The following is a 22,361-nucleotide window of genomic DNA, read 5'->3' as shown; positions in this document are numbered from 1 at the left end:
TCAGGCCACCTGCGGAACGAGTTGTTGCGCCAGCAGATGCTTGAGCAGCGCGCGGTAAGCCAGCACGCCACGGCTCTTGCCGTCGAATTGCGAAGGCGTGACACCGGCACGGCTGGCATCGCGCAGACGAGTATCGACCGGGATATAACCCTGCCAGATCTCCTCGGGGAATTTGTCACGCAGCACGCGCAAGGTACCCATCGACGCCTGGGTGCGGCGGTCGAACAGGGTCGGCACGATGCTGAACGGCAGCGCCTGTTTGCGCGAACGGTTGATCATCGCCAGGGTATTGACCATGCGCTCCAGGCCTTTGACGGCCAGGTGTTCGGTCTGCACCGGGATCACCAGTTGCTGGCTCGCGGCCAGGGCGTTGACCATCAGCACACCGAGCAACGGCGGGCTGTCGATGATCGCGTAATCGAAGTCCTGCCACAGCTGCGCCAGACTCTTGGCGATCACCAGGCCCAGGCCACTCTGACCCGGCGACTGACGCTCGAGGGTGGCCAGCGCGGTGCTCGACGGCAACAGGGAAATGCGTTCATCGCTGGTGGACAGCAGCAACTGGCCCGGCAGGCCCTGCGGCACACTGCCCTTGTGCAGAAACAGGTCGTAGTTGCTGTGTTCCAGGCTGTCGGGGTCGTAACCGAAATAGCTGGTCATCGAGCCGTGCGGATCGAGATCGACCACGACCACGCGTTTGCCCGCCTCGGCCAGCAAACCGGCTAAAGCGATGGAAGAAGTGGTTTTACCAACACCACCCTTTTGATTGGCGACTGCCCAGACTCTCATTCGGATTGTTCCTCCCGGCCGAGATGCTCGGCCGAGACATGGCTCAGCGTATTAATGCGGGCGACGGAGAATTGACGGCACTCTCGCGTCCCGGCGTCTTGACCGGGGTCGGTGCAGTTTGTGTGCCAGCACGCTTCAACGCGGCGTCCGGTGTTGCATTGGCGGTCCCGGTACCGGTCAGGCTGCGGCGCACATCAAGATTGCGCGACACCACCAGCACCACGCGACGGTTCTTCGCCCGGCCTTCGGCGGTGGCGTTGTTGGCCACCGGCTGGAATTCGCCGTAACCCACCGAAGCCATGCGGCCAGGGTTGACGCCCTGCATCGCCAGCATGCGCACGATGCTCGCCGAACGCGCCGAGGACAGCTCCCAGTTGGTCGGGTACTGCGCGGTGCGGATCGGCTGGTCGTCGGTGAAGCCTTCGACGTGGATCGGGTTGTCGAACGGTTTGAGGATCGCCGCGACCTTGTCGATGATGTTGAACGCGATATCGCTCGGCATCGCATCACCGCTGCCGAACAACAGGCTGGAGTTGAGTTCGATCTCGACCCACAGCTCGTTGCCGCGCACGGTCATCTGGTTGCTCGCGATCAGGTCGCCGAACGCGGCGCTGATATCGTCGGCGATGCTTTTCAGCGGATCGCTGGCCCCGGCAATGCCGGCATCGACCTGTTCGGAATCCTTGACCAGCGGCTTGGCCGGGGTCACGGTCTTCGGGCGTTCTTCACCGATCGGGATCGGCTTGAGCGAGCGGTCGGAGTCGGTGAAGACCCCGATCAACGCTTCGGAGATGACCTTGTACTTGCCTTCGTTGATCGACGAGATGGAGTACATCACCACGAAAAAGGCAAAGAGCAAGGTGATGAAGTCGGCGTAGGAAACCAGCCAACGTTCATGGTTTACGTGCTCTTCATGCTGGCGACGACGTGCCATGAGGTTAGTCCCTTAATCCATGAAGCCCTGAAGCTTCAACTCGATGGAGCGTGGGTTTTCACCTTCAGCGATCGACAAAATACCTTCCAACAACATTTCGCGATAACGCGACTGCCGCAACGCAATTGACTTGAGCTTGGCAGCGACCGGCAGCAACACCAGGTTGGCACTGGCCACACCGTAGATGGTGGCGACGAATGCCACGGCAATGCCGTTGCCCAGTTGCGACGGATCGGCCAGGTTGCCCATCACGTGGATCAGGCCCATCACCGCACCGATGATACCGATGGTCGGCGCGTAGCCGCCCATGCTTTCAAAGACCTTGGCGGCTTCGATGTCGCGGGCTTCCTGGGTATAGAAATCCACTTCGAGAATGCTGCGGATCGCTTCCGGCTCGGCGCCATCGACCAGCAGTTGCAGGCCCTTGCGCGAGTAGGCGTCGGGTTCGGCATCCGCCACGCCTTCCAGGCCCAGCAGGCCTTCCTTGCGTGCGGTGAGGCTCCAGTTGACGACGCGATCGATGCCGCCAGCCAGATCCACACGGGGCGGGAAAAAGATCCAGGCCAGAATCTGCATGGCACGCTTGAACGCGCTCATCGGCGATTGCAGCAAGGCGGCACCGATGGTCCCGCCGAGCACGATCAGCGCCGCCGGGCCGTTGGCCAGTGCGCCGAGGTGACCACCTTCAAGGAAGTTGCCGCCGATGATGGCGACAAACGCCATGATGATCCCGATAAGGCTTAGAACATCCATCAGATACACGCCTCGACGATGTGCTTGCCGATATCGTCCAGACCGTACACCGCATCCGCGAGGTCAGCTTTGACGATCGCCATCGGCATGCCGTAGATCACACAACTGGCTTCATCCTGGGCCCAGACGGTGCTGCCGCCCTGCTTGAGCAGACGCGCGCCTTCGCGACCGTCGGCGCCCATGCCGGTCAGCACGACCGCCAGAACTTTGTCGCTGTAGGATTTCGCGGCGGAACCGAAGGTGATATCCACGCAAGGCTTGTAGTTCAGACGCTCGTCGCCCGGCAGGATTTTCACCGCGCCACGGCCGTCGATCATCATCTGCTTGCCACCCGGCGCCAGCAGCGCCAGGCCCGGACGCAGGATGTCGCCATCCTCGGCTTCCTTGACGCTGATGCGGCACAGCTTGTCCAGACGCTCGGCGAAGGCCTTGGTGAAGGCCGCCGGCATGTGCTGGATCAGCACGATCGGCGCCGGGAAGTTGGCCGGCAACTGGGTCAGAACCCGCTGCAGCGCAACCGGGCCACCGGTCGAGGTGCCGATTGCCACCAGCTTGTAGGCCTTGCGTTTCGGCGCCGGCGACGAAGCGCTGGCTGCCGGAGCGCGAGCCGGGGCAGGCGCGTGTGCCGGTGCCGGTGCCGGACGAGCCGGAGCACTGTGGCTGCCAAAGCTCGATGTTGGCGCCGGAGCCGGTGCAGGCGTCGGTGCAGCAGCTGGCGCCGGCGCACTGTAGGCACTGAAACGACGGTTACTGCGCGAGATGCTGTGCACCTTCTCGCACAGCAGTTGCTTGACCTTCTCCGGATTGCGCGAGATGTCTTCGAAATTCTTCGGCAGGAAATCCACCGCGCCGGCATCCAGCGCATCCAGGGTCACCCGGGCGCCTTCATGGGTCAGCGAGGAGAACATCAACACCGGGGTCGGGCAGCGCTGCATGATGTGCCGCACGGCCGTGATGCCATCCATCATCGGCATCTCGTAGTCCATGGTGATCACGTCCGGCTTGAGGGCCAGGGCCTGATCGATCGCCTCTTTACCGTTGGTTGCCGTACCGACAACCTGGATGCTCGGATCCGCTGAAAGAATTTCCGAGACGCGGCGGCGGAAAAAACCCGAATCGTCCACCACCAGGACTTTGACTGCCATAAACACTCCATTAGGTGCAGCGGGACGTTGTCGCCCCGCTGCCCCGGATTCAAATACGCCGTGCGGCGTAACGCTTGAGCATGCTTGGAACATCGAGAATCAGCGCAATGCGGCCGTCACCGGTAATGGTGGCGCCGGACATGCCCGGGGTTCCCTGCAGCATTTTGCCCAATGGCTTGATGACCACTTCTTCCTGGCCGACCAGTTGATCGACGACGAAGCCGATCCGCTGGGTGCCCACCGAAAGGATCACCACATGGCCTTCGCGCTGCTCTTCGTGAGCGGCGGAGCTGACCAGCCAGCGCTTGAGGTAGAACAATGGCAGCGCCTTGTCCCGCACGATCACCACTTCCTGGCCGTCCACCACGTTGGTGGTCGACAGGTCGAGGTGGAAGATTTCGTTGACGTTCACCAGCGGGAACGCGAACGCCTGGTTGCCGAGCATCACCATCAGGGTCGGCATGATCGCCAGCGTCAGCGGTACCTTGATGACGATTTTCGAGCCGGCGCCCTTGGTCGAGTAGATGTTGATCGAACCGTTGAGCTGGGAAATCTTGGTCTTCACCACGTCCATGCCGACACCACGGCCGGACACGTCGGAGATCTCGGTCTTGGTCGAGAAACCCGGGGCGAAAATCAGGTTGTAGCACTCGGTGTCGCTCAGGCGATCGGCGGCATCCTTGTCCATCACGCCGCGTTTCACGGCGATGGCGCGCAGGACGTTCGGGTCCATGCCTTTGCCGTCATCGGAGATCGACAGCAGGATGTGGTCGCCTTCCTGCTCGGCGGCCAGGATCACCTTGCCGCCACGGGCCTTGCCCGAGGCTTCGCGTTCTTCCGGCGACTCGATGCCGTGGTCGACCGCATTGCGCACCAAGTGGACCAGCGGGTCGGCCAGTGCCTCGACGAGGTTCTTGTCGAGGTCGGTCTCTTCGCCCACCAGTTCCAGGTTGATTTCTTTCTTGAGCTGACGCGCGAGGTCGCGAACCAGACGCGGGAAGCGGCCGAAAACTTTCTTGATCGGCTGCATCCGGGTCTTCATGACAGCGGTCTGCAGGTCGGCGGTGACCACGTCGAGGTTCGACACGGCCTTCTGCATCGACTCGTCGCCGCTGTTCAGGCCCAGGCGCACCAGACGGTTACGCACCAGCACCAGCTCGCCGACCATGTTCATGATTTCGTCGAGACGTGCGGTGTCCACACGTACGGTGGTCTCGGCTTCACTCGCCGGTTTTTCCGGTGGCGGAGTCGCCGGAGAACGGGCCGGAGCCGGTGCAGCAGCGGCGGCTGGCTTGGCCGGTTCGGCTTTTGGCTCTGGCGCTTTTGCAGCAGGTTTTGCCGCAGCGGCCGGGGCCTTGGCGGCAGGCGCTGCAACAGCAGAAGCATTGCCGGCCGTCACGACGGCACCGGTGGCGACGTCAGTGAACTTGCCTTTGCCATGCAGATCGTCGAGCAGCGATTCGAACTCGTGGTCGGTGATCAGATCGCTACCGGCTGCAGCCGCTGCCGGAGCAGCATTCGCATTTGCAGGGACCGACGCAATCGCCGACTCCAGCGCATCGACAGCAAAGTTGCCTTTGCCGTGCAACTGATCGAGCAAGGCTTCGAATTCGTCGTCGGTGATGTCCGAGCTGTCGCCCGCCGCCGGAGCCGCAGGCGCAGCGGCAGCCGGTGCCACGGCGTCCGCCGCGAACTGGCCCTTGCCGTGCAACTGGTCGAGCAGCGACTCGAACTCGGCGTCGGTGATTTCATCGCTGGCCGCTTCGTCGGAAGCCGGCGCAGCGGCAGCCGCCGGGGCTTCGGCTTCGGCCTTGACGGCGTTCAGCGAGTCCAGCAGCTGTTCAAATTCGTTATCGGTGATGTCGCCGGAGTCGCCGGTTTCGTTTTCAACGACCAGCTCTTCGATCATCTCGGCCACAGGCGAAGCCGGGGCTTCATCCGCCGATTGCGGTTCGGCCAGGCGCGCCAGGGCGGCCAGCAGTTCCGGGGTTGCAGCGGTGATCGGGCTGCGATCGCGGACTTCGCTGAACATGCTGTTCACCGCGTCCAGCGCTTCGAGCACCACGTCCATCAGTTCTGCATCTACGCGACGCTCACCCTTGCGCAGGATGTCGAACACGTTTTCGGCGATGTGACAGCACTCCACCAGCTCGTTGAGCTGAAGGAAGCCGGCGCCCCCTTTTACAGTGTGGAAACCGCGAAAAATTGCGTTGAGCAGATCTGCGTCATCCGGGCGGCTTTCCAGCTCGACCAGTTGTTCGGACAGTTGCTCAAGAATCTCGCCGGCCTCAACCAGGAAATCCTGAAGGATCTCTTCATCGGCGCCGAAGCTCATTAATGGGGTGCTCCTACAGGTCTAAAAACCCAAAAAAACTCAAAATCCAAGGCTGGATAGCAAATCGTCCACATCGTCCTGACCGGACACAACGTCTTCTCGTTTATCGGCATGAATCTGCGGACCTTCACCCTGCGAGAGATGTTTTTGTGGATCTTTTTCAGCGAGCATCGCCGCACGGTCATGTTCGATGCCCGCAAAGCGGTCAACCTGACTGGCCATAAGGACGAGTTTGAGCAAATTGCTTTCGACTTCGGTGACCAGTTGGGTCACGCGCTTGATCACCTGACCGGTGAGGTCCTGGTAATCCTGGGCCAGCAGGATGTCGTTGAGGTTGCTCGACACCGCGCGGTTGTCCGCGCTGCTGCGTGACAGAAAACCGTCGACCCGACGCGCCAGTTCGCGGAACTCTTCAGCCCCGACTTCGCGGCGCATGAAACGTCCCCAGTCGGCACTCAACGCCTGGGCTTCATCAGCCAGACCATTGACCACCGGCGTGGCGCTTTCCACCAGATCCATGGTGCGGTTGGCCGCAGCTTCGGTCAGCTTGACCACATAGCCCAGGCGCTCGGTCGCATCAGTGATTTGCGACACTTCCTCGGCCTGCGGCATGTGCGGGTCAATCTGGAAGTTGACGATTGCACTGTGCAGTTCGCGCGTGAGCTTGCCGACTTCCTGGTACAGGCCACGGTCACGGGTCTGATTGAGCTCATGGATCAGTTGCACAGCGTCGCCGAACCTGCCTTTTTCAAGGCTTTCGACCAGTTCGACCGCGTGTTTTTTCAGCGTCGACTCGAAGTCGCCCTGTGAAGATTCTTTATGCTCCATAGCTCCCCCGCGCGTCATCAGCCGATGCGTTCGAAAATCTTCTCGATTTTTTCTTTCAGCGCCTGAGCCGTGAAAGGTTTGACCACGTAGCCGTTAACGCCGGCCTGGGCCGCTTCGATGATCTGCTCGCGCTTGGCTTCAGCGGTCACCATCAGCACCGGCAGGTGCTTGAGTTTTTCATCGGCGCGCACGTGACGCAGCAGGTCGATACCGGTCATGCCGGGCATGTTCCAGTCGGTCACCAGAAAGTCGATGCTGCCGCTGTTGAGCACCGGAATGGCGGTGGTGCCATCGTCGGCTTCAACGGTGTTGGTGAACCCGAGGTCACGCAACAGGTTCTTGATGATCCGCCGCATCGTTGAGAAGTCATCAACGATGAGGATTTTCATGTCTTTGTTCAATTCGACCTCCAAGCAGTCTTAAACGCGTCCAGCACCTGGACGCGCCATTTCAATCAATCCGGCAAAGCACTCGATGACTGTCTGGAGCACAACAGAGCAAGACCGGTGCCGTTCACCACCGCACCAGCCTCGTTCGCAGTGTCCCCACACTGCCTTCAGCGCGCTCGCCACTCCCCCAAACGCCCCCGCAAGCGGGCCGCGCACTGGCTGTGTAACTGGCTGACCCGCGATTCACTGACGCCAAGGACTTCACCGATTTCCTTGAGGTTCAGTTCTTCGTCGTAGTACAGCGCCAACACCAGTCGCTCACGCTCCGGCAAATTGGCAATCGCGTCCGCCAGCGCCGCCTGGAAGCGTTCATCTTCCAGATCGCGTGACGGCTCAAGATGAGCACTGGCGCCATCCTCGTGCAGCCCTTCGTGTTCGCCGTCCTGCAACAGGTCGTCGAAACTGAACAGTCGGCTGCCCAGGGTGTCGTTCAAAATCCCGTAGTAATCGTCGAGACTCAACTGGAGTTCGGCCGCAACCTCGTGATCTTTAGCGTCACGGCCGGTTTTAGCTTCAATCGAGCGAATCGCGTCGCTGACCATACGGGTATTGCGGTGAACCGAGCGCGGTGCCCAGTCCCCCTTGCGGACTTCATCGAGCATCGCGCCGCGGATCCGGATGCCCGCGTACGTTTCGAAACTGGCGCCTTTGCTGGCGTCGTATTTGGTCGAGACTTCGAGCAGGCCGATCATCCCGGCCTGGATCAGGTCTTCGACCTGCACACTGGCCGGCAACCGCGCCAGCAAGTGGTAGGCGATGCGTTTGACCAGTGGCGCGTAACGCTCGATCAGCTCGTACTGCGCGTCACGCGCCGACTTTTTGTAAAGGTTCATACCGCTGGCGGTCATAGCACAGGTCCTGCCGTTTGCTGCACGAGGCGCTCGACGAAAAATTCGAGATGGCCGCGCGGGTTGGCGGGCAGCGGCCAGGTGTCGACCTTTTGCGCGATCGCCTTGAATGCCAGTGCGCACTTGGAACGCGGGAAGGCTTCATAGACCGCACGCTGCTTCTGCACCGCCTTGCGCACGCTTTCATCGTAAGGCACCGCACCGACGTATTGTAAGGCGACGTCAAGGAAGCGATCCGTGACCTTGGTCAACTTCGCGAACAGGTTGCGACCTTCCTGCGGGCTCTGGGCCATGTTGGCCAGGACGCGGAAGCGGTTCATGCCGTAATCGCGGTTGAGCAGCTTGATCAGCGCGTAGGCGTCGGTGATCGAGGTCGGCTCGTCACAGACCACCAGCAACACTTCTTGCGCCGCGCGAACGAAACTGACTACCGAGTCACCAATACCCGCAGCGGTGTCGATCACCAGCACGTCGAGATTGTCGCCGATGTCGCTGAACGCCTGGATCAGGCCGGCATGCTGGGCCGGGCTCAGGTGAACCATGCTTTGCGTGCCGGAAGCGGCCGGCACGATGCGGATCCCGCCGGGACCTTGCAACAGCACGTCGCGCAGCTCGCAGCGGCCCTCGATCACATCGGCCAAAGTACGTTTGGGCGTCAGGCCCAGCAGAACGTCGACGTTCGCCAGACCCAGGTCGGCATCCAGCAGCATGACCCGACGGCCAAGCTCTGCCAGCGCCAGGGACAAGTTCACTGACACGTTAGTCTTGCCGACGCCACCTTTGCCGCCGGTCACCGCGATCACCTGTACGGGATGCATGCTGCCCATGTTATTTCTTTACCTTGTCTTGCATAGACGGAGGCCACATTACTGGCTGCGCGTTCACAACCGGAACAATGCGTGGCAGACCATCGATGTAGGTACAAAAACTGTTCATTACCTCAGCCAACCTGCTTGGTCGGGCTGTGGTAGATATCAGCGAACATGTCAGCCATGGCTTCTTCGCTGGGTTCTTCCTGCATTTGCACGCTGACGGCGCGGCTGACCAATTGATGACGGCGCGGCAGATGCAGATCATCCGGAATCCGCGGGCCATCGGTCAGGTAGGCGACCGGCAGTTCATGACTGATCGCCAGGCTCAGCACTTCGCCAAGGCTGGCCGTCTCATCCAGTTTAGTCAGGATGCACCCGGCGAGCCCGCAACGCTTGTAACTGTGATAAGCGGCGGTTAGAACCTGTTTCTGGCTGGTGGTTGCCAGCACCAGATAATTTTTCGACCGAATGCCACGACCGGCCAGACTTTCCAGTTGCATGCGCAGTGCCGGATCGCTGGCCTGCAGGCCGGCGGTGTCGATCAGCACCACGCGTTTGCGCAGCAGTGGATCCAGCGCCTGCACCAGGGACTGGCCCGGGTCGACGTGGGTCACCGACACATTGAGGATCCGGCCCAGGGTTTTCAACTGTTCCTGAGCACCGATGCGGAAACTGTCCATGCTCACCAGCGCAATATTCTGCGCGCCGTACTTGAGCACGTAACGGGCAGCCAGTTTGGCGAGGGTGGTGGTCTTGCCCATGCCGGCCGGGCCGACCATGGCAATCACACCGCCCTCTTCCAGCGGCTCGACTTCCGGCGTGGCGATCATCCGCGCCAGGTGCGCGAGCAGCATGCGCCAGGCCTGACGAGGTTCTTCGATATCGCTGGTCAGCGCCAGCAGGTCGCGGGACAACGGACCGGACAGACCGATGCGCTGCAGACGACGATACAAATTGGCCTGAGCCGGACGGCTGCCTTGCAGCTGATTCCAGGCCAGGGTGCCGAGCTGCACTTCCATCAGCTCGCGCAGGCTGTTGAGTTCGAAACGCATCGAATCCAGCGCACGCGGATCGACGCCAGCGGCAGCCGGCGCAGGTGCCGGGGCTGGACGGGCCGGTGCGGCGTACGTCGGTTCTGTCAGAGGCTCGGCTGCTGTCAGCGGCAGGCCGGCGGTCAATGGCAGACCGGAGAACAACTGGCGATTGGTGTTGCCGTCGGCTTCACCACGCATGCTCAGCTCGGCCTGGGCAGTGACGATGCGCGACTGAGTCTTGCGCAGCTCGTCTTCGAGTTCCATGTTCGGAACCCGTGGCGCCAGCGCCGACAGTTTGTAATCCAGCGCCGCCGTCAGCTCGACGCCGCCGGCAATGCGGCGGTTGCCAATGATGGCGGCATCAGCGCCCAGCTCATCACGAACCAGCTTCATGGCCTGACGCATATCGGCGGCGAAAAAACGCTTAACTTGCATAAACCACTACCTCAGCCGTTGGGCCCTACTGTCGCAACGATGGTCACTTGCTTGTTGTCCGGAATTTCCTGGTAGGCCAGCACATGCAGTCCGGGAACTGCCAGGCGACCAAAGCGCGAGAGCATCGCGCGAACCGGGCCTGCTACCAACAGGATCACCGGCTGACCTTGCATTTCCTGACGCTGCGCCGCTTCGATGAGCGAACGTTGCAGCTTCTCGGCCATGCTTGGCTCCAGCAGAACGCCCTCTTCCGAGCCTTGTCCTGCCTTCTGCAGACTATTGAGCAATATTTGTTCCAACCTTGGCTCCAGCGTGATGACTGGCAGCTCGGACTCAGTCCCTACAATGCTTTGGACGATTGCACGGGATACGCCGACTCGCACAGCGGCCACCAAAGCGGCGGTATCTTGACTCTTGGCGGCATTGTTGGCGATGGCTTCGGCAATACTGCGGATGTCGCGCACCGGCACGTGTTCGGCCAGCAGCGCCTGCAACACTTTCAGCAGCTGCGACAACGTGACCACACCCGGCACCAGCTCTTCCGCCAGTTTCGGCGAGCTCTTGGCCAGCAATTGCATGAGTTGCTGCACTTCTTCGTGGCCGATCAGCTCGCTGGAGTGCTTGTACAGAATCTGGTTCAAGTGGGTGGCGACCACGGTACTGGCGTCCACCACGGTGTAACCGAGCGATTGCGCCTGCGCGCGCTGGCTGACTTCGATCCACACCGCCTCCAGGCCGAAAGCCGGATCTTTGGCGGTGATGCCGTTGAGCGTGCCGTAGACCTGCCCCGGATTGATCGCCAGTTCGCGATCCGGGTAGATCTCGGCTTCGGCCAGGATCACGCCCATCAGGGTCAGGCGGTAGGCGCTCGGTGCCAGGTCGAGGTTGTCGCGAATGTGTACGGTCGGCATCAGGAAGCCCAGATCCTGCGAGAGCTTCTTGCGCACGCCCTTGATCCGCGCCAGCAACTGGCCGCCCTGGTTGCGGTCCACCAGCGGAATCAGGCGATAACCGACTTCCAGGCCGATCATGTCGATGGGCGTTACGTCGTCCCAGCCCAGCTCCTTGGTTTCCATGGCGCGGGCCGGCGACGGCAGCAGCTCCTGCTGACGCTTGACCTCTTCCAGCGCCTGCACCTTGGCCACGTTCTGCTTCTTCCAGAACAGGTATGCACCACCGGCGGCCAACGCAGCCATGGTCAGGAACGAGAAGTGCGGCATGCCCGGCACCAGGCCCATGACTGCCATCAGACCGGCCGCCACCGCCAGCGCTTTCGGCGAGGCGAACATCTGGCGATTGATCTGCTTGCCCATGTCTTCCGAGCCGGAAGCACGGGTCACCATGATCGCAGCAGCTGTAGATAACAACAGTGATGGCAATTGCGCCACTAAACCGTCACCGATGGTCAGCAAGGCGTAAACCTTGCCCGCGTCAGCGAAGGACATATTGTGCTGGAAGATACCGACCGCCATGCCGCCGATCAGGTTGATGAACAGAATCAGCAGGCCGGCGATGGCGTCACCGCGGACGAACTTGCTGGCACCGTCCATCGAACCGTAAAACTCTGCCTCTTGGGCGACTTCCTGACGGCGGGCCTTGGCCTGGGTCTGGTCGATCAAACCGGCGTTGAGGTCGGCGTCGATGGCCATTTGTTTGCCGGGCATCGCATCGAGGGTGAAGCGCGCGCTCACCTCGGAAATCCGCCCCGCACCCTTGGTCACCACGACGAAGTTGATGATCATCAAGATCGCGAAGACCACGATACCGACCACGTAGTTACCGCCGATCACCACCTCACCGAAGGCCTGGATCACCTTACCGGCAGCGGCGTGGCCGTCCTGACCGTGGAGCATCACCACCCGCGTCGACGCTACGTTCAGCGCCAGCCGCAACAGCGTCGCCACCAGCAGGATCGTCGGGAACACCGCAAAATCCAGCGGCCGCAAGGCGTACACGCAGACCAGCAGCACGACGATCGACAGGGCAATGTTGAAGGTGAAGAACACGTCGAGCAGGAACGGCGGCACCGGCAACATCATCATCGCCAGCATGACCAGCAGCAACAGCGGCACACCCAGATTGCCCCGACTGAGGTCGGCAATGTTCGAGCGAGCACTGTTGATTAACTGAGAGCGATCCACCGGTTTTCCCCGTTCCTTTAAAGCAAACTTTTGACGCCCAGAGCGGGCGCACGGCGGCTACTGCAAGAAGCCTTCCAACTTTTGCCGATGATTGAAACAGAGGGGTTTGAGTGTGGCTTTTCTGCTGGGCGGGATGTCGCTTTCGCGAGCAAGCTCGCTCCCACAATGGAACGCGGTCAACTGTGGGAGCGACGGTGCGACGATTCGACTTGCTCGCGAAGAGGCCCGAGAAATCAGCACACAGTGCTTTTAAACTCTGGTGTTTAAAAGACACCTCCAGACACGCCTTGGAGGCTACGAATCCTTGCGCCATTGCCTACAGCTACGCCAGAATCCGCCGGCTTGTGCGCCTTGGGGTCGGGTTCTATTGTGGATCGGTCGCTGACGAATCAGCGATCGGGTTTAGCGACTCGCTCAGATTAAAGGTGCACCAGCGTTCCAGGCTTCGTTGCGGATCTGTTTGTCTGCAATTTCGTTATGGTGGCTGTATGCGGGAGACCCTTGTGGTCTGCCGGGTGCCTTTGACCGGTTCGCTAACCTGCGTACAGCCGCCACCTTCCTGTTTAGCGACCGGATATGGCGGCTCCACCACAAAGGAGCTTCACCATGATCAAACCAACACCCAACCCACCCGAAACCGACCCCGCCTCGCCCTACGAGTCCCTCGACTCCAGAAAGCTTCACGAAGCCGCCGATCGCGCCCTTGATCACTATCTCTGCCCGCCCGGCTCCACGCCACCACCGCGCAAAACCCGCCGGATGTTTGCCGTCACCGCGGACTTCAAAAACGAAGAGCTGCTGGTCGAGCTCTGCGAAACCCTCGCTTCCGCCAGAACCATCGCCAATGACTTCGCCCACCTCATGCCCGCCTCGCAGCGCAGGACGCTGATGGGCATCGGGCAACTGATCATGCTTGGGGTATTGGCTGCGAATCGGGTGCTGAATAATCTGGAACTACAACCGTCGCCGACCTCTGTGTAAAGGCTTGAGAAATGCGTCGTGGCGGTTGACGCTTTCGCGGGCAAGTCGAATCGTCGCACCGCCGCTCCCACAGGCTTTTCGTTGATGCCATCGACTGTGCACCCGCCACCGACCACTGTGGGAGCGGGCTTGCCCGCGAAGGCGGCCTCAAAAGCACCACAGGTCATCGGGCATAAAAAAACCGCCATCAGGCTCAACCGGATGGCGGTTCTTTTGTTTCATCAGAATCAGGAATCGCGCCGCAGATCCGACGGAATTGGCAGGTCATCATTGAGCAGACACGGGAACTTGCCGTTGCCCGAACAAGTGTAGCCGCTATTTATCGCCGCCTGACGCCTGTCACGACTCCGAGCATTCCAGATGAATAGAAAATAAAAACTAACAGGCAAGTTATCGAGGATGAGCACCAGACTTAGATCAGCTGTCAGAACTCAAATTCTCGCAGGATCAATAAAAGAGCGCGATCAACAATTTCACCTTTGAGAAAAAGCTTTAGACCTGAAATCAATAACGGTCGCCTCCACCATTACAAAATCAGCTAAAAAACTGCCGAGATTGACAGGTGACATGCCCGTCCGTGCAAAGGATATTAAAAAACATCATTATCAGCAGGAGTATAAAATCATGCCAAGCTGGATTAGCGCCAAACATAATATCTATACTCTTCAACTACCAACCTGGCTGAACAACGCCGGCATGAGCAAAGGAATTTATCACGACAAACAAACTCTTGGCGTAATTCTCGAACCAGGTACCACCATACGAATAAAACATTCCGACCCGTCAAATGAACTCACCCTGCAACTAGAATTGCTTAATGATGACGGCAGTAAAGAAAAGTACTTGGCATTTGGAAATGAACCCGCCGAAGTTACCATTGCTCATAAATCCGTAGCTTTCATATCAACACCTTACAGCGCCAACCCATCCAGCATTGAAATAGACGTTGAATACAGCCTAACACCATCCAATCTCCCCATTCATCGCACAGACACAGACACTGCCAACTTCTTCAAACTATGGGATGATGAAGCCAGTGCATTCGCCCTTATCAACACAATCCATGCAGACATACTAGTTCCTGCAAAAGACAAGGCACACCTTAAACGCCTTTATGAAAACAACGGCATGGCACATCTTGAAAGTTACTACGATAGTATTTTTGAACTATTTAACCTACTGGCCGGATTATCGCCCTCACCAGATACGCCAACGAACAAAAACATTCCCAACCGGTACTTCATGAAGGCTAACAGAACCGGTTCAGGAGCTGCTTACTACGGACATACTCATACCGCGGAAACAAATGACTCAGTCGCCACTTTCTGGCTGGATCCCTGCCCGCAAAACTGGGGAGCGATTCACGAAATAGCTCATGGATACCAAGGACATTTCATGAGTTACAGTGAAATCCCACTCGGCGAGGTCTGGAACAACCTATATGCATATTTCTATCAGGCACAATACCTGGGAGACAATCTCTTTAAAGAAGGTTGGCTTTACCATGGTGATCAAGAGCTGCTTTTCGATTCTTGCGAGCAGTTATTCGAAAGCAATCCTTCCACAAGCAACTGGCACCTCCACGAGCTGCTCTACTACTTGGTGCTTATCTTTAATAAAGCTGGACTACCAGCCCTGGCAGACTTCAACAAGTCTTACAGAACACTTTGCAATAAAAGTAATTTCAGACCAGAAGCACAGTCATTTATGGAGTTAATTATTGAAAGCTGCGCAAGATCTTCAAATATTGATATCTCGCCATTACTCAGAATAGGACACATCTCCACCTCGAGAACCAGCAGCCTATTCAACCGATACCAAAATCGGAAACCTGTTTATCCACTTTACAAGCTCGTACCCAAGGAAAAGACCGCCGATATAGTAAAAAAACTCAACCTCGACAGTCGCCTGGATTTAGTTGACAGCTTTGACCTCAAAGAATCCAAACTCATGGGAAGCATCGAACTGGTGTTGGACGAAAAATTATTCAATGCGCTTGAAAAACAAGATTTTTTACTTCGAACAGGGAGCAACCTGACCACTATCATCAACATCAACGCCCGAAAAATTATCGTCAACGACTTGGCTGCTGGAGTCTATAAATTACAAGCGCCATCCACAAACAATGGCAAGCTATACGTGACCACCGAGCACATCGACGTAATTGCGGATACCACCAACACCATTGCCATCGATTACCAATACAGGCCCGGCGTCAGCCTGGCATCGCAGACAATAAATTTAAATGGACTATACGGAAAATTCGCCTCAATTGAAATTGACTCTGCAATAGACAACATAAAAATCGACATCATCCCCACACCTCCTCACATTTACTACGCAGGACAACCTTATGCATCAATCACAATAGCTGACAGACATCAGCGCATTATTTACCAACAAGAATTGATGGGAGATAGTGTAATACAGCGAAAGGACTCGCTACCTGCAGCCCCCGCCTATTCAATCAGAATTTTTCATGCGGAGTCCGTCCGCAACACAATAACTCCAGTGAGCGAATCAGTACTGGACCTCGACAAAACCAATTTTACGCTCACCACAACCTATCACGGCCTTTATAATGAGGAACTTGATACACCAACAGATCAAAATCTGATTCGGCAAATAGATAACGCTGTAGAAATTATCAAGCCTCAACAACATTTCCTCCTCTACAGACACCAACCTCTTCTCGACGACCTTTATATCGCAATTGACTCTTTCAACAATATAGAGCGCAAGAAACTTCTGGAAAAATATAAAGAAATTTATTCCACCCACCTGAACACCACGCCAAGAATTGTTACAGCCTCAAATTTCAGCTGGCACCAAGGAGCACTTTCCGGAAACATTGTAAATATCGAATTCGACACAATAAAAGAAACCGTGCATATCGAAGTTCACTCAGCTCGCCCTCACGCTTACTTTGACAGTATTTACCTGGCAATTTGGGTATACAACGAAAACAGCAACATCATTTTCTGCCAAGAGATGCGTGGAAATATAGTAACTGAACACACATTGATTACCCTCCCATTCCCTGAGGGTTCCGAAATCAATATCTTCCATGCCGAATCTGTGCGAGCACCTATTATCAATCAAACAACAAAAGAGCAGTATCCTGTAGAACAGCGACACCGCGTATACGCACTGGGAAATTCCAGTCTTGCCATTTGACCGACCAACGCTGTTAAAGCGCGCTAACTAACGACAACGGCAGCATGGATCTCAGGAATCGCGCCGCAGATCCGGCGGAATCGGCAAATCGTCCTTGAGCGGTTCCGGGAACTTGCCCTTGCCCGCGCGGTGCTGGCGGATCTGGTAGACGTAGGCCAGCACCTGAGCGACCGCCAGGTACAGGCCGCCGGGAATCTCTTCTTCCAGCTCGGTGGAGTAGTAGATCGAACGCGCCAGGGCCGGCGATTCGAGCAGCATGACTTCGTTGGCCACAGCGATTTCGCGGATCTTCAGCGCCAGGAAGTCGCTGCCCTTGGCCAGCAGCACCGGCGCCCCGCCCTTCTCCGAGTCGTACTTGAGCGCCACGGCGTAGTGGGTCGGGTTGGTGATGACCACGTCGGCATCCGGGATCGCCGCCATCATCCGCCGCTGCGACATCTCGCGCTGCACCTGACGGATCCGCTGCTTGACCTCCGGCCGGCCTTCCTGATCCTTATGCTCGTCGCGCACTTCCTGCTTGGTCATCTTGAGCTTTTTGATGCTCTCCCAGAGCTGCACCGGGACGTCGACAGCCGCGATGATGATCAGACCGCAGGCCATCCACAGCGTGCTCCAGCCCACCACTTGCAGGCTGTGAATGATGGCCCGGTCGATGGGTTCGTGGGCGATGCGCAGCAGGTCGTCGACGTCACCGGACAGCACCACCAGCGCTACGGCAAGAATGATCAGGAATTTGGCCAGCGCCTTGAGCAGTTCGATCACCGACTTCGCGGAGAACATGCGCTTGAGGCCGGAGGCGGGATTCATCCGGCTGAATTTGGGCGCCAGGGAGCCGGCGGCGAACAGCCAGCCACCGAGGGCGATCGGCCCGAGAAACGCCGCCAGCAGCAAAGTGATCATGATCGGCTGGATCGCCACCAGCGCAATCAGCCCGGAGTTCATCAGGAACTTGCCCATGGCGCCCTGATCCATGATCACTTCCCGCGACAGCGTGAAGTTCATGCGCATCAGTTCCATAAGATCCTGCGCGAGCATGCCGCCGAACACCAGCAGCGCGCCGGAACCGGCGAGCATGATCGCCAGGGTGTTGAGCTCCTTGGAGCGCGCAATCTCACCCTTTTCCCGGGAGTCCTTTTTGCGCTTCTCCGTGGGGTCTTCTGTTTTGTCCTGACCGCTCTCGCTCTCTGCCATGACTTCAGCGCGCCTGTGCCAGTTCGCGTAGCAGCTGCAAGGCTTCGACGGCCAACGGCTGATACTGGTTGAGAATGTCCGCGAGACCGACCCAGACAATGAACAGGCCGAGCACGAGGGTCAGCGGGAAACCGATGGAGAAGATGTTCAGTTGCGGCGCCGCCCGGGTCATCACGCCGAACGCAATGTTGACCACCAGCAGCGCAGTGACTGCCGGCAGCACCAGCATCAATGCCGCACCGAGCACCCAGCCGAGCTTGCCGGCCAGCTCCCAGTAATGCGCGGTCATCAGACCGGCGCCGACCGGCAGCGTGGTGAAACTTTCAGTCAGCACCTCAAAGACCACGAGGTGACCGTTCATGCCGAGGAACAGCAGCGTCACCAGCATGGTGAAGAACTGCCCGATCACCGCCACCGACACGCCGTTGGTGGGGTCGATCATCGAGGCGAAGCCCATGCCCATCTGAATCGCAACGATCTGCCCCGCCACTACGAACGCCTGGAAGAACAGCTGCAAGGAGAACCCGAGCACGGCACCGACCAGAATCTGCTCGGCGATCAGCAACAAGCCGCTGAGATCGAGAGGACTGACCGCCGGCATGGGCGGCAGGTTGGGCGAGATCACCACGGTGATCGCCAGTGCGAGGTACAGGCGGATGCGCTTGGGAACCAGCGTGGTGCCGAAGACCGGCATCACCATCAGCATCGAGCCGATGCGAAACAGCGGCAACATGAACGTCGCCACCCAGGTGCTGATCTGGGTGTCGGTCAACTGAAGCAGCGACTGCATGGCCTAGCCGATGACCAGCGGAATGTTTTTGTACAGCTGGATGATGTATTCCATGAAGGTCTGGATGATCCACGGACCGCCGACAATCAGGGTCACCAGCATCACCAGCAGACGCGGCAGAAAGCTCAGGGTCTGTTCGTTGATCTGCGTCGCCGCCTGGAACATCGACACCAGCAGGCCCACCAACAGACTCGGGACCACCAGGATCGCGACCATCATCGTGGTCAGCCACAAGGCTTCGCGAAAGATGTCGACCGCTACTTCTGGGGTCATGGCGAAACACCTCCGAAACTGCTGGCCAGAGTGCCGATGATCAGCGCCCATCCGTCAACCAGCACGAACAACATGATCTTGAACGGCAGGGAAATGATCAGCGGCGACAGCATCATCATACCCATCGCCATCAGCACACTGGCCACGACCAGGTCGATGATCAGGAACGGGATGAAGATCATGAAGCCGATCTGGAAAGCGGTTTTCAGCTCGGACGTAACGAACGCCGGCACCAGAATGGTCAGCGGCGCCTGATCCGGCGTCGCGATGTCGGTGCGCTTGGACAGGCGCATGAACAGCTCGAGATCGCTGGAGCGGGTCTGCGCGAGCATGAAGTCCTTGATCGGCACCTGAGCCTTTTCCACCGCTTGCTGGGCGGTGAGTTTCTCCGCCAGGTACGGTTGCAGCGCATCGTTATTCACCCGGTCGAACACCGGTGCCATGATGAACAGGGTCAGGAACAGCGCCATGCCGGTGAGGATCTGGTTCGACGGCGTCTGTTGCAGGCCGAGGGCCTGACGCAGGATCGAGAAGACGATGATGATCCGGGTGAAGCTGGTCATCAGGATGACGGCGGCCGGGATGAAGCTCAGCGCCGTCATGATCAGCAGGATCTGCAGGCTGACCGAATACTCCTGCGCCCCGTTGGCATTGGTGCCCAGGGTGACCGCCGGGATCGACAACGGATCGGCGGCGAACGCCAGTGGCGCGGCCAACATCAGGGCCAGGGTCAAGACGATGCGCAACGCACCCATTACTTCTTATCCTTCTGATCCTTGCCGAGGATCTTCAACAGATGCTGGGCAAATTCCGGAGTCGCTTTTTCGGAGGTGGCCGGGACGTCCACCGGCTCCTTGAGTACGTGCAGCGCGGTGATGGTGCCGGGACTCAGGCCAAGCAGGATCTGCTCGTTGCCGACCTGAACCAGCATCAAGCGGTCACGCGGACCGAGCGCCCGGGAACCGATCAGCTCGATCACCTGCCCCTTGCCCGCCGGCCCTGCGTTCTGCACCCGGCGCAGCAGCCAGGCGAGGAAGAAGATCAACCCCAGCACCAGCAGCAGGCCGAACACCAATTGCGTCAATTGACCGGCGACGCCACTGCTGACCGCCGGAGCAATCGCGGGCGCCGCAGGAGCCGCCGCAGGAGCCGCCGCAGCAGCCGTCGCGACCGCAGGCTCGGCGGCCATGACCGTCAATGGCAGCGCCAGCACCGCGGCCAGCAAGGAACCCAGAACCTTTTTCACTCAGCGCAACTTCTTGATGCGTTCGCTTGGGCTGATCACGTCGGTCAGGCGGATGCCGAACTTTTCGTTGACCACAACCACTTCGCCGTGGGCGATGAGGGTGCCGTTGACCAGCACGTCCAGCGGCTCACCGGCTAGACGATCGAGCTCGATCACCGAACCCTGGTTGAGTTGCAGCAGGTTGCGGATGTTGATGTCGGTGCTGCCCACTTCCATCGAGATAGACACCGGGATGTCGAGGATCACGTCCAGGTTCGGACCGTCCAGGCTGACCGGCTCGTTGCTCTTCGGCACGCTGCCGAATTCTTCCATCGGCAGACGGTTGGAGCTCGAAACGCCAGCGTCGGCGGCCAGCAGCGCGTCGATGTCGGCCTGCCCGGCTTCACCGGTTTCTTCCAGGGCGGCAGCCCACTCGTCGGCCAGTGCCTGATCGTCCTGGGCGTTCATTTCGTCGTTCATCATTTGTCCTCGGCGGGCAACAATTCAGTTAAAGGCGTAAGGGGTGTTGCGCCGCTTCAGCGGCGCTCGATCGGCTCGATCACCTGCAACGCGAGGTTGCCTTTGTGCGAACCCATCTTGACCTTGAAGGCCGGCACGCCGTTGGCGCGCATGATCATGTCTTCCGGCATCTCGACCGGGATCACGTCACCCGGCTGCATGTGCAGGATGTCGCGCAGTTTCAGCTGGCGGCGAGCCACGGTGGCGCCGATCGGCACGTCGACATCCAGCACGTCCTGGCGCAGGGCGTTGACCCAGCGCTCGTCCTGGTCGTCGAGGTCCGACTGGAAACCGGCGTCGAGCATTTCGCGCACCGGCTCGATCATCGAGTACGGCATGGTCACGTGCAGGTCGCCGCCACCGCCGTCGAGTTCGATGTGGAACGTGGAGACCACGATCGCTTCGCTCGGGCCGACGATGTTGGCCATGGCCGGGTTCACTTCCGAGTTGATGTACTCGAAGTTGACTTCCATGATCGCCTGCCAGGCTTCTTTCAGATCGACGAACGCCTGCTCCAGCACCATGCGCACTACGCGCAGTTCGGTCGGGGTGAATTCACGCCCTTCGATCTTCGCGTGACGGCCGTCGCCGCCGAAGAAGTTGTCCACCAGCTTGAACACCAGTTTGGCGTCGAGGATGAACAGCGCGGTGCCGCGCAGGGGTTTGATCTTGACCAGGTTGAGACTGGTCGGTACGTACAGCGAGTGCACGTATTCGCCGAACTTCATCACCTGCACGCCACCGACGGCAACGTCCGCCGAGCGGCGCAGCATGTTGAACATGCTGATGCGGGTGTAGCGGGCAAAACGCTCGTTGATCATCTCCAGAGTCGGCATGCGTCCACGGACGATGCGATCCTGGCTGGTCAGGTCGTAGCTTTTGACACTGCCGGGTTCGGCAGCGTTATCGGTCTGTACCAGACCATCGTCGACGCCATGCAACAGCGCGTCGATTTCATCCTGGGACAGCAGATCCTGCACGGCCATGTCGTGTTCCTACTGCAGTACGAAATTAGTGAAAAGCAACTGTTCGATCACCACTTTGCCCAGCTCTTTCTGCGCCACTTCCTGGACGCTGGCCGTGGCCTTCTGGCGCAACATCTCCTGGCCGACCGGCGTCGCCAATGTGGCGAAATCCTGACCGGAGAAGAGCATCACCAGGTTGTTGCGGATCACCGGCATGTGCACTTTGAGCGCTTCCAGATCAGCCTGGTTGCGCGCCAGCATGGTGATGCTCACCTGCATGTAGCGCTGACGGCCGTTCTGGTTGTAGTTGGCCACGAAGGCCGGCGCCATCGGCTCGAAAATCGCCGGCTGCTTGCCGACCGGAGCGGTTTCCACGGCAGCCGCAGGTTTGCTCTGGGCGCTGTGCATGAAGAACCACGTCGCCCCCACAGACGCGCCGATGGCCAGCAGCAACCCGAGCACGATCGCGATGATCATCTTGAGTTTGCCTTTGGTTGCGGGGTCTTTTACTGCTGCTTCGCTCTTCGCCATGCCAATAATCCGTCACTAATCGGGTTTTCACAGTCGCACGGCAAGGCAAGAGCAAGTGTTATGCCAGAAGTGTCGGAGCGGTAGACAGGGGCAGCGCAAACAACTGTGGGAGCGAGCTTGCTCGCGAAAGCGGTTTAACATTCAACACAGGCGTTGTTCGTCAAAAAGCCTTCGCGAGCAAGCTCGCTCCCACAGTTAATTTGCCT

The 22,361-nt window shown here is 59.0% G+C and carries 21 protein-coding genes; 2 read left to right on the top strand and 19 right to left on the bottom strand.

Annotated features, from left to right (window positions below; all coding sequences use genetic code 11):
- From CAG02_RS11005 to flhA, 11 genes are all read right to left on the bottom strand, one after another.
- Window positions 1-789: a ParA family protein gene (locus CAG02_RS11005; RefSeq protein ID WP_085710493.1), complete on the bottom strand. Its 789-nt coding sequence runs from the start codon at window positions 787-789 to the stop codon at window positions 1-3.
- 43 nt (window positions 790-832) lie between these two features.
- Window positions 833-1,723, bottom strand: coding sequence for a flagellar motor protein MotD (motD, locus tag CAG02_RS11000; protein WP_085710492.1), 891 nt, complete (start codon window positions 1,721-1,723; stop codon window positions 833-835).
- Between the two features lie 12 nt (window positions 1,724-1,735).
- A complete protein-coding gene (locus CAG02_RS10995) occupies window positions 1,736-2,476 on the bottom strand; it encodes a flagellar motor protein (RefSeq protein ID WP_085710490.1) in 741 nt (246 codons plus the stop codon).
- Window positions 2,476-3,621, bottom strand: a complete 1,146-nt coding sequence (locus CAG02_RS10990) for a chemotaxis response regulator protein-glutamate methylesterase (protein WP_085710489.1) — start codon at window positions 3,619-3,621, stop codon at window positions 2,476-2,478. Before CAG02_RS10990 ends, CAG02_RS10995 begins: the two co-directional genes overlap by 1 nt.
- Before the next feature lie 49 nt (window positions 3,622-3,670).
- Entirely contained in the window at window positions 3,671-5,956 is a 2,286-nt protein-coding gene (locus tag CAG02_RS10985; protein ID WP_085710488.1) for a chemotaxis protein CheA, read from the bottom strand.
- A 39-nt stretch (window positions 5,957-5,995) separates the two neighbouring features.
- Window positions 5,996-6,784, bottom strand: a complete 789-nt coding sequence (locus CAG02_RS10980; protein ID WP_085710486.1) for a protein phosphatase CheZ — start codon at window positions 6,782-6,784, stop codon at window positions 5,996-5,998.
- 17 nt (window positions 6,785-6,801) lie between these two features.
- Window positions 6,802-7,173, bottom strand: coding sequence for a chemotaxis response regulator CheY (locus CAG02_RS10975; protein WP_003183998.1), 372 nt, complete (start codon window positions 7,171-7,173; stop codon window positions 6,802-6,804).
- Between the two features lie 167 nt (window positions 7,174-7,340).
- On the bottom strand, window positions 7,341-8,081 hold the full coding sequence (gene fliA / locus CAG02_RS10970; RefSeq protein WP_007951959.1) for an RNA polymerase sigma factor FliA: 741 nt from the start codon (window positions 8,079-8,081) through the stop codon (window positions 7,341-7,343).
- Window positions 8,078-8,908 carry a flagellar synthesis regulator FleN gene (fleN, locus tag CAG02_RS10965; RefSeq protein WP_003222917.1) on the bottom strand — a complete coding sequence of 277 codons (831 nt, stop codon included), beginning with the start codon at window positions 8,906-8,908 and terminating at the stop codon, window positions 8,078-8,080. The genes fliA and fleN overlap by 4 nt, the downstream gene beginning before the upstream one ends.
- A gap of 113 nt (window positions 8,909-9,021) precedes the next feature.
- Entirely contained in the window at window positions 9,022-10,362 is a 1,341-nt protein-coding gene (gene flhF / locus CAG02_RS10960; protein WP_085710485.1) for a flagellar biosynthesis protein FlhF, read from the bottom strand.
- An 11-nt stretch (window positions 10,363-10,373) separates the two neighbouring features.
- The gene (gene flhA / locus CAG02_RS10955) at window positions 10,374-12,503 is read right to left on the bottom strand and encodes a flagellar biosynthesis protein FlhA (RefSeq protein ID WP_085710483.1); all 2,130 of its coding nucleotides are present in this window, start codon (window positions 12,501-12,503) and stop codon (window positions 10,374-10,376) included.
- Window positions 12,504-13,109: 606 nt separating this feature from the next.
- Here flhA and CAG02_RS10950 point away from each other — a divergent pair.
- Both CAG02_RS10950 and CAG02_RS10945 read left to right on the top strand, forming a co-directional pair.
- Window positions 13,110-13,484 (top strand): DUF6124 family protein, encoded by a 375-nt coding sequence (locus CAG02_RS10950; RefSeq protein WP_085710482.1) that lies wholly within the window; start codon window positions 13,110-13,112, stop codon window positions 13,482-13,484.
- A gap of 624 nt (window positions 13,485-14,108) precedes the next feature.
- Entirely contained in the window at window positions 14,109-16,661 is a 2,553-nt protein-coding gene (locus CAG02_RS10945) for a putative mucin/carbohydrate-binding domain-containing protein (RefSeq protein ID WP_170931583.1), read from the top strand.
- Window positions 16,662-16,712: 51 nt separating this feature from the next.
- Here CAG02_RS10945 and flhB read toward each other — a convergent pair whose 3' ends face one another.
- From flhB to fliL, 8 genes are read right to left on the bottom strand one after another with little or no spacing between them, the layout of a single operon-like run.
- Window positions 16,713-17,852, bottom strand: a complete 1,140-nt coding sequence (gene flhB / locus CAG02_RS10940) for a flagellar biosynthesis protein FlhB (RefSeq protein WP_085710479.1) — start codon at window positions 17,850-17,852, stop codon at window positions 16,713-16,715.
- Window positions 17,853-17,856: 4 nt separating this feature from the next.
- Window positions 17,857-18,642 (bottom strand): flagellar biosynthetic protein FliR, encoded by a 786-nt coding sequence (gene fliR, locus CAG02_RS10935; RefSeq protein ID WP_085710477.1) that lies wholly within the window; start codon window positions 18,640-18,642, stop codon window positions 17,857-17,859.
- Window positions 18,643-18,645: 3 nt separating this feature from the next.
- Window positions 18,646-18,915, bottom strand: a complete 270-nt coding sequence (fliQ, locus tag CAG02_RS10930; protein WP_085710476.1) for a flagellar biosynthesis protein FliQ — start codon at window positions 18,913-18,915, stop codon at window positions 18,646-18,648.
- Window positions 18,912-19,670: a flagellar type III secretion system pore protein FliP gene (gene fliP / locus CAG02_RS10925; protein ID WP_085710474.1), complete on the bottom strand. Its 759-nt coding sequence runs from the start codon at window positions 19,668-19,670 to the stop codon at window positions 18,912-18,914. Before fliP ends, fliQ begins: the two co-directional genes overlap by 4 nt.
- Window positions 19,670-20,104 (bottom strand): flagellar biosynthetic protein FliO, encoded by a 435-nt coding sequence (fliO, locus tag CAG02_RS10920; RefSeq protein WP_085710672.1) that lies wholly within the window; start codon window positions 20,102-20,104, stop codon window positions 19,670-19,672. Before fliO ends, fliP begins: the two co-directional genes overlap by 1 nt.
- A gap of 57 nt (window positions 20,105-20,161) precedes the next feature.
- On the bottom strand, window positions 20,162-20,620 hold the full coding sequence (fliN, locus tag CAG02_RS10915) for a flagellar motor switch protein FliN (protein WP_085710472.1): 459 nt from the start codon (window positions 20,618-20,620) through the stop codon (window positions 20,162-20,164).
- 56 nt (window positions 20,621-20,676) lie between these two features.
- The gene (gene fliM / locus CAG02_RS10910; protein ID WP_003222890.1) at window positions 20,677-21,645 is read right to left on the bottom strand and encodes a flagellar motor switch protein FliM; all 969 of its coding nucleotides are present in this window, start codon (window positions 21,643-21,645) and stop codon (window positions 20,677-20,679) included.
- Window positions 21,646-21,654: 9 nt separating this feature from the next.
- Complete coding sequence (gene fliL / locus CAG02_RS10905; protein ID WP_085710471.1) at window positions 21,655-22,155, bottom strand: flagellar basal body-associated protein FliL; 501 nt, start codon at window positions 22,153-22,155, stop codon at window positions 21,655-21,657.
- Window positions 22,156-22,361: the final 206 nt, after the last annotated feature.

Source organism: Pseudomonas sp. R43(2017), assembly GCF_002112345.1.
GTDB lineage: Bacteria > Pseudomonadota > Gammaproteobacteria > Pseudomonadales > Pseudomonadaceae > Aquipseudomonas > Aquipseudomonas kribbensis.
This window is presented reverse-complemented; position numbering and strand designations above follow the sequence as displayed.

Coding starts and splice junctions, on each gene's coding strand:
- CAG02_RS11005 (WP_085710493.1), bottom strand. CDS start 789: ATGAGAGTCTGGGCAGTCGCCAATCAAAAGGGTGGTGTTGGTAAAACC.
- CAG02_RS10980 (WP_085710486.1), bottom strand. CDS start 6,784: ATGGAGCATAAAGAATCTTCACAGGGCGACTTCGAGTCGACGCTGAAA.
- flhB (WP_085710479.1), bottom strand. CDS start 17,852: ATGGCAGAGAGCGAGAGCGGTCAGGACAAAACAGAAGACCCCACGGAG.
- CAG02_RS10945 (WP_170931583.1), top strand. CDS start 14,109: ATGCCAAGCTGGATTAGCGCCAAACATAATATCTATACTCTTCAACTA.
- fliP (WP_085710474.1), bottom strand. CDS start 19,670: ATGGGTGCGTTGCGCATCGTCTTGACCCTGGCCCTGATGTTGGCCGCG.
- fliO (WP_085710672.1), bottom strand. CDS start 20,104: ATGGCCGCCGAGCCTGCGGTCGCGACGGCTGCTGCGGCGGCTCCTGCG.
- fliM (WP_003222890.1), bottom strand. CDS start 21,645: ATGGCCGTGCAGGATCTGCTGTCCCAGGATGAAATCGACGCGCTGTTG.
- CAG02_RS10950 (WP_085710482.1), top strand. CDS start 13,110: ATGATCAAACCAACACCCAACCCACCCGAAACCGACCCCGCCTCGCCC.
- CAG02_RS10995 (WP_085710490.1), bottom strand. CDS start 2,476: ATGGATGTTCTAAGCCTTATCGGGATCATCATGGCGTTTGTCGCCATC.
- CAG02_RS10990 (WP_085710489.1), bottom strand. CDS start 3,621: ATGGCAGTCAAAGTCCTGGTGGTGGACGATTCGGGTTTTTTCCGCCGC.
- flhF (WP_085710485.1), bottom strand. CDS start 10,362: ATGCAAGTTAAGCGTTTTTTCGCCGCCGATATGCGTCAGGCCATGAAG.
- fleN (WP_003222917.1), bottom strand. CDS start 8,908: ATGGGCAGCATGCATCCCGTACAGGTGATCGCGGTGACCGGCGGCAAA.
- CAG02_RS10985 (WP_085710488.1), bottom strand. CDS start 5,956: ATGAGCTTCGGCGCCGATGAAGAGATCCTTCAGGATTTCCTGGTTGAG.
- fliL (WP_085710471.1), bottom strand. CDS start 22,155: ATGGCGAAGAGCGAAGCAGCAGTAAAAGACCCCGCAACCAAAGGCAAA.
- fliA (WP_007951959.1), bottom strand. CDS start 8,081: ATGACCGCCAGCGGTATGAACCTTTACAAAAAGTCGGCGCGTGACGCG.
- fliR (WP_085710477.1), bottom strand. CDS start 18,642: ATGCAGTCGCTGCTTCAGTTGACCGACACCCAGATCAGCACCTGGGTG.
- motD (WP_085710492.1), bottom strand. CDS start 1,723: ATGGCACGTCGTCGCCAGCATGAAGAGCACGTAAACCATGAACGTTGG.
- fliQ (WP_085710476.1), bottom strand. CDS start 18,915: ATGACCCCAGAAGTAGCGGTCGACATCTTTCGCGAAGCCTTGTGGCTG.
- fliN (WP_085710472.1), bottom strand. CDS start 20,620: ATGAACGACGAAATGAACGCCCAGGACGATCAGGCACTGGCCGACGAG.
- CAG02_RS10975 (WP_003183998.1), bottom strand. CDS start 7,173: ATGAAAATCCTCATCGTTGATGACTTCTCAACGATGCGGCGGATCATC.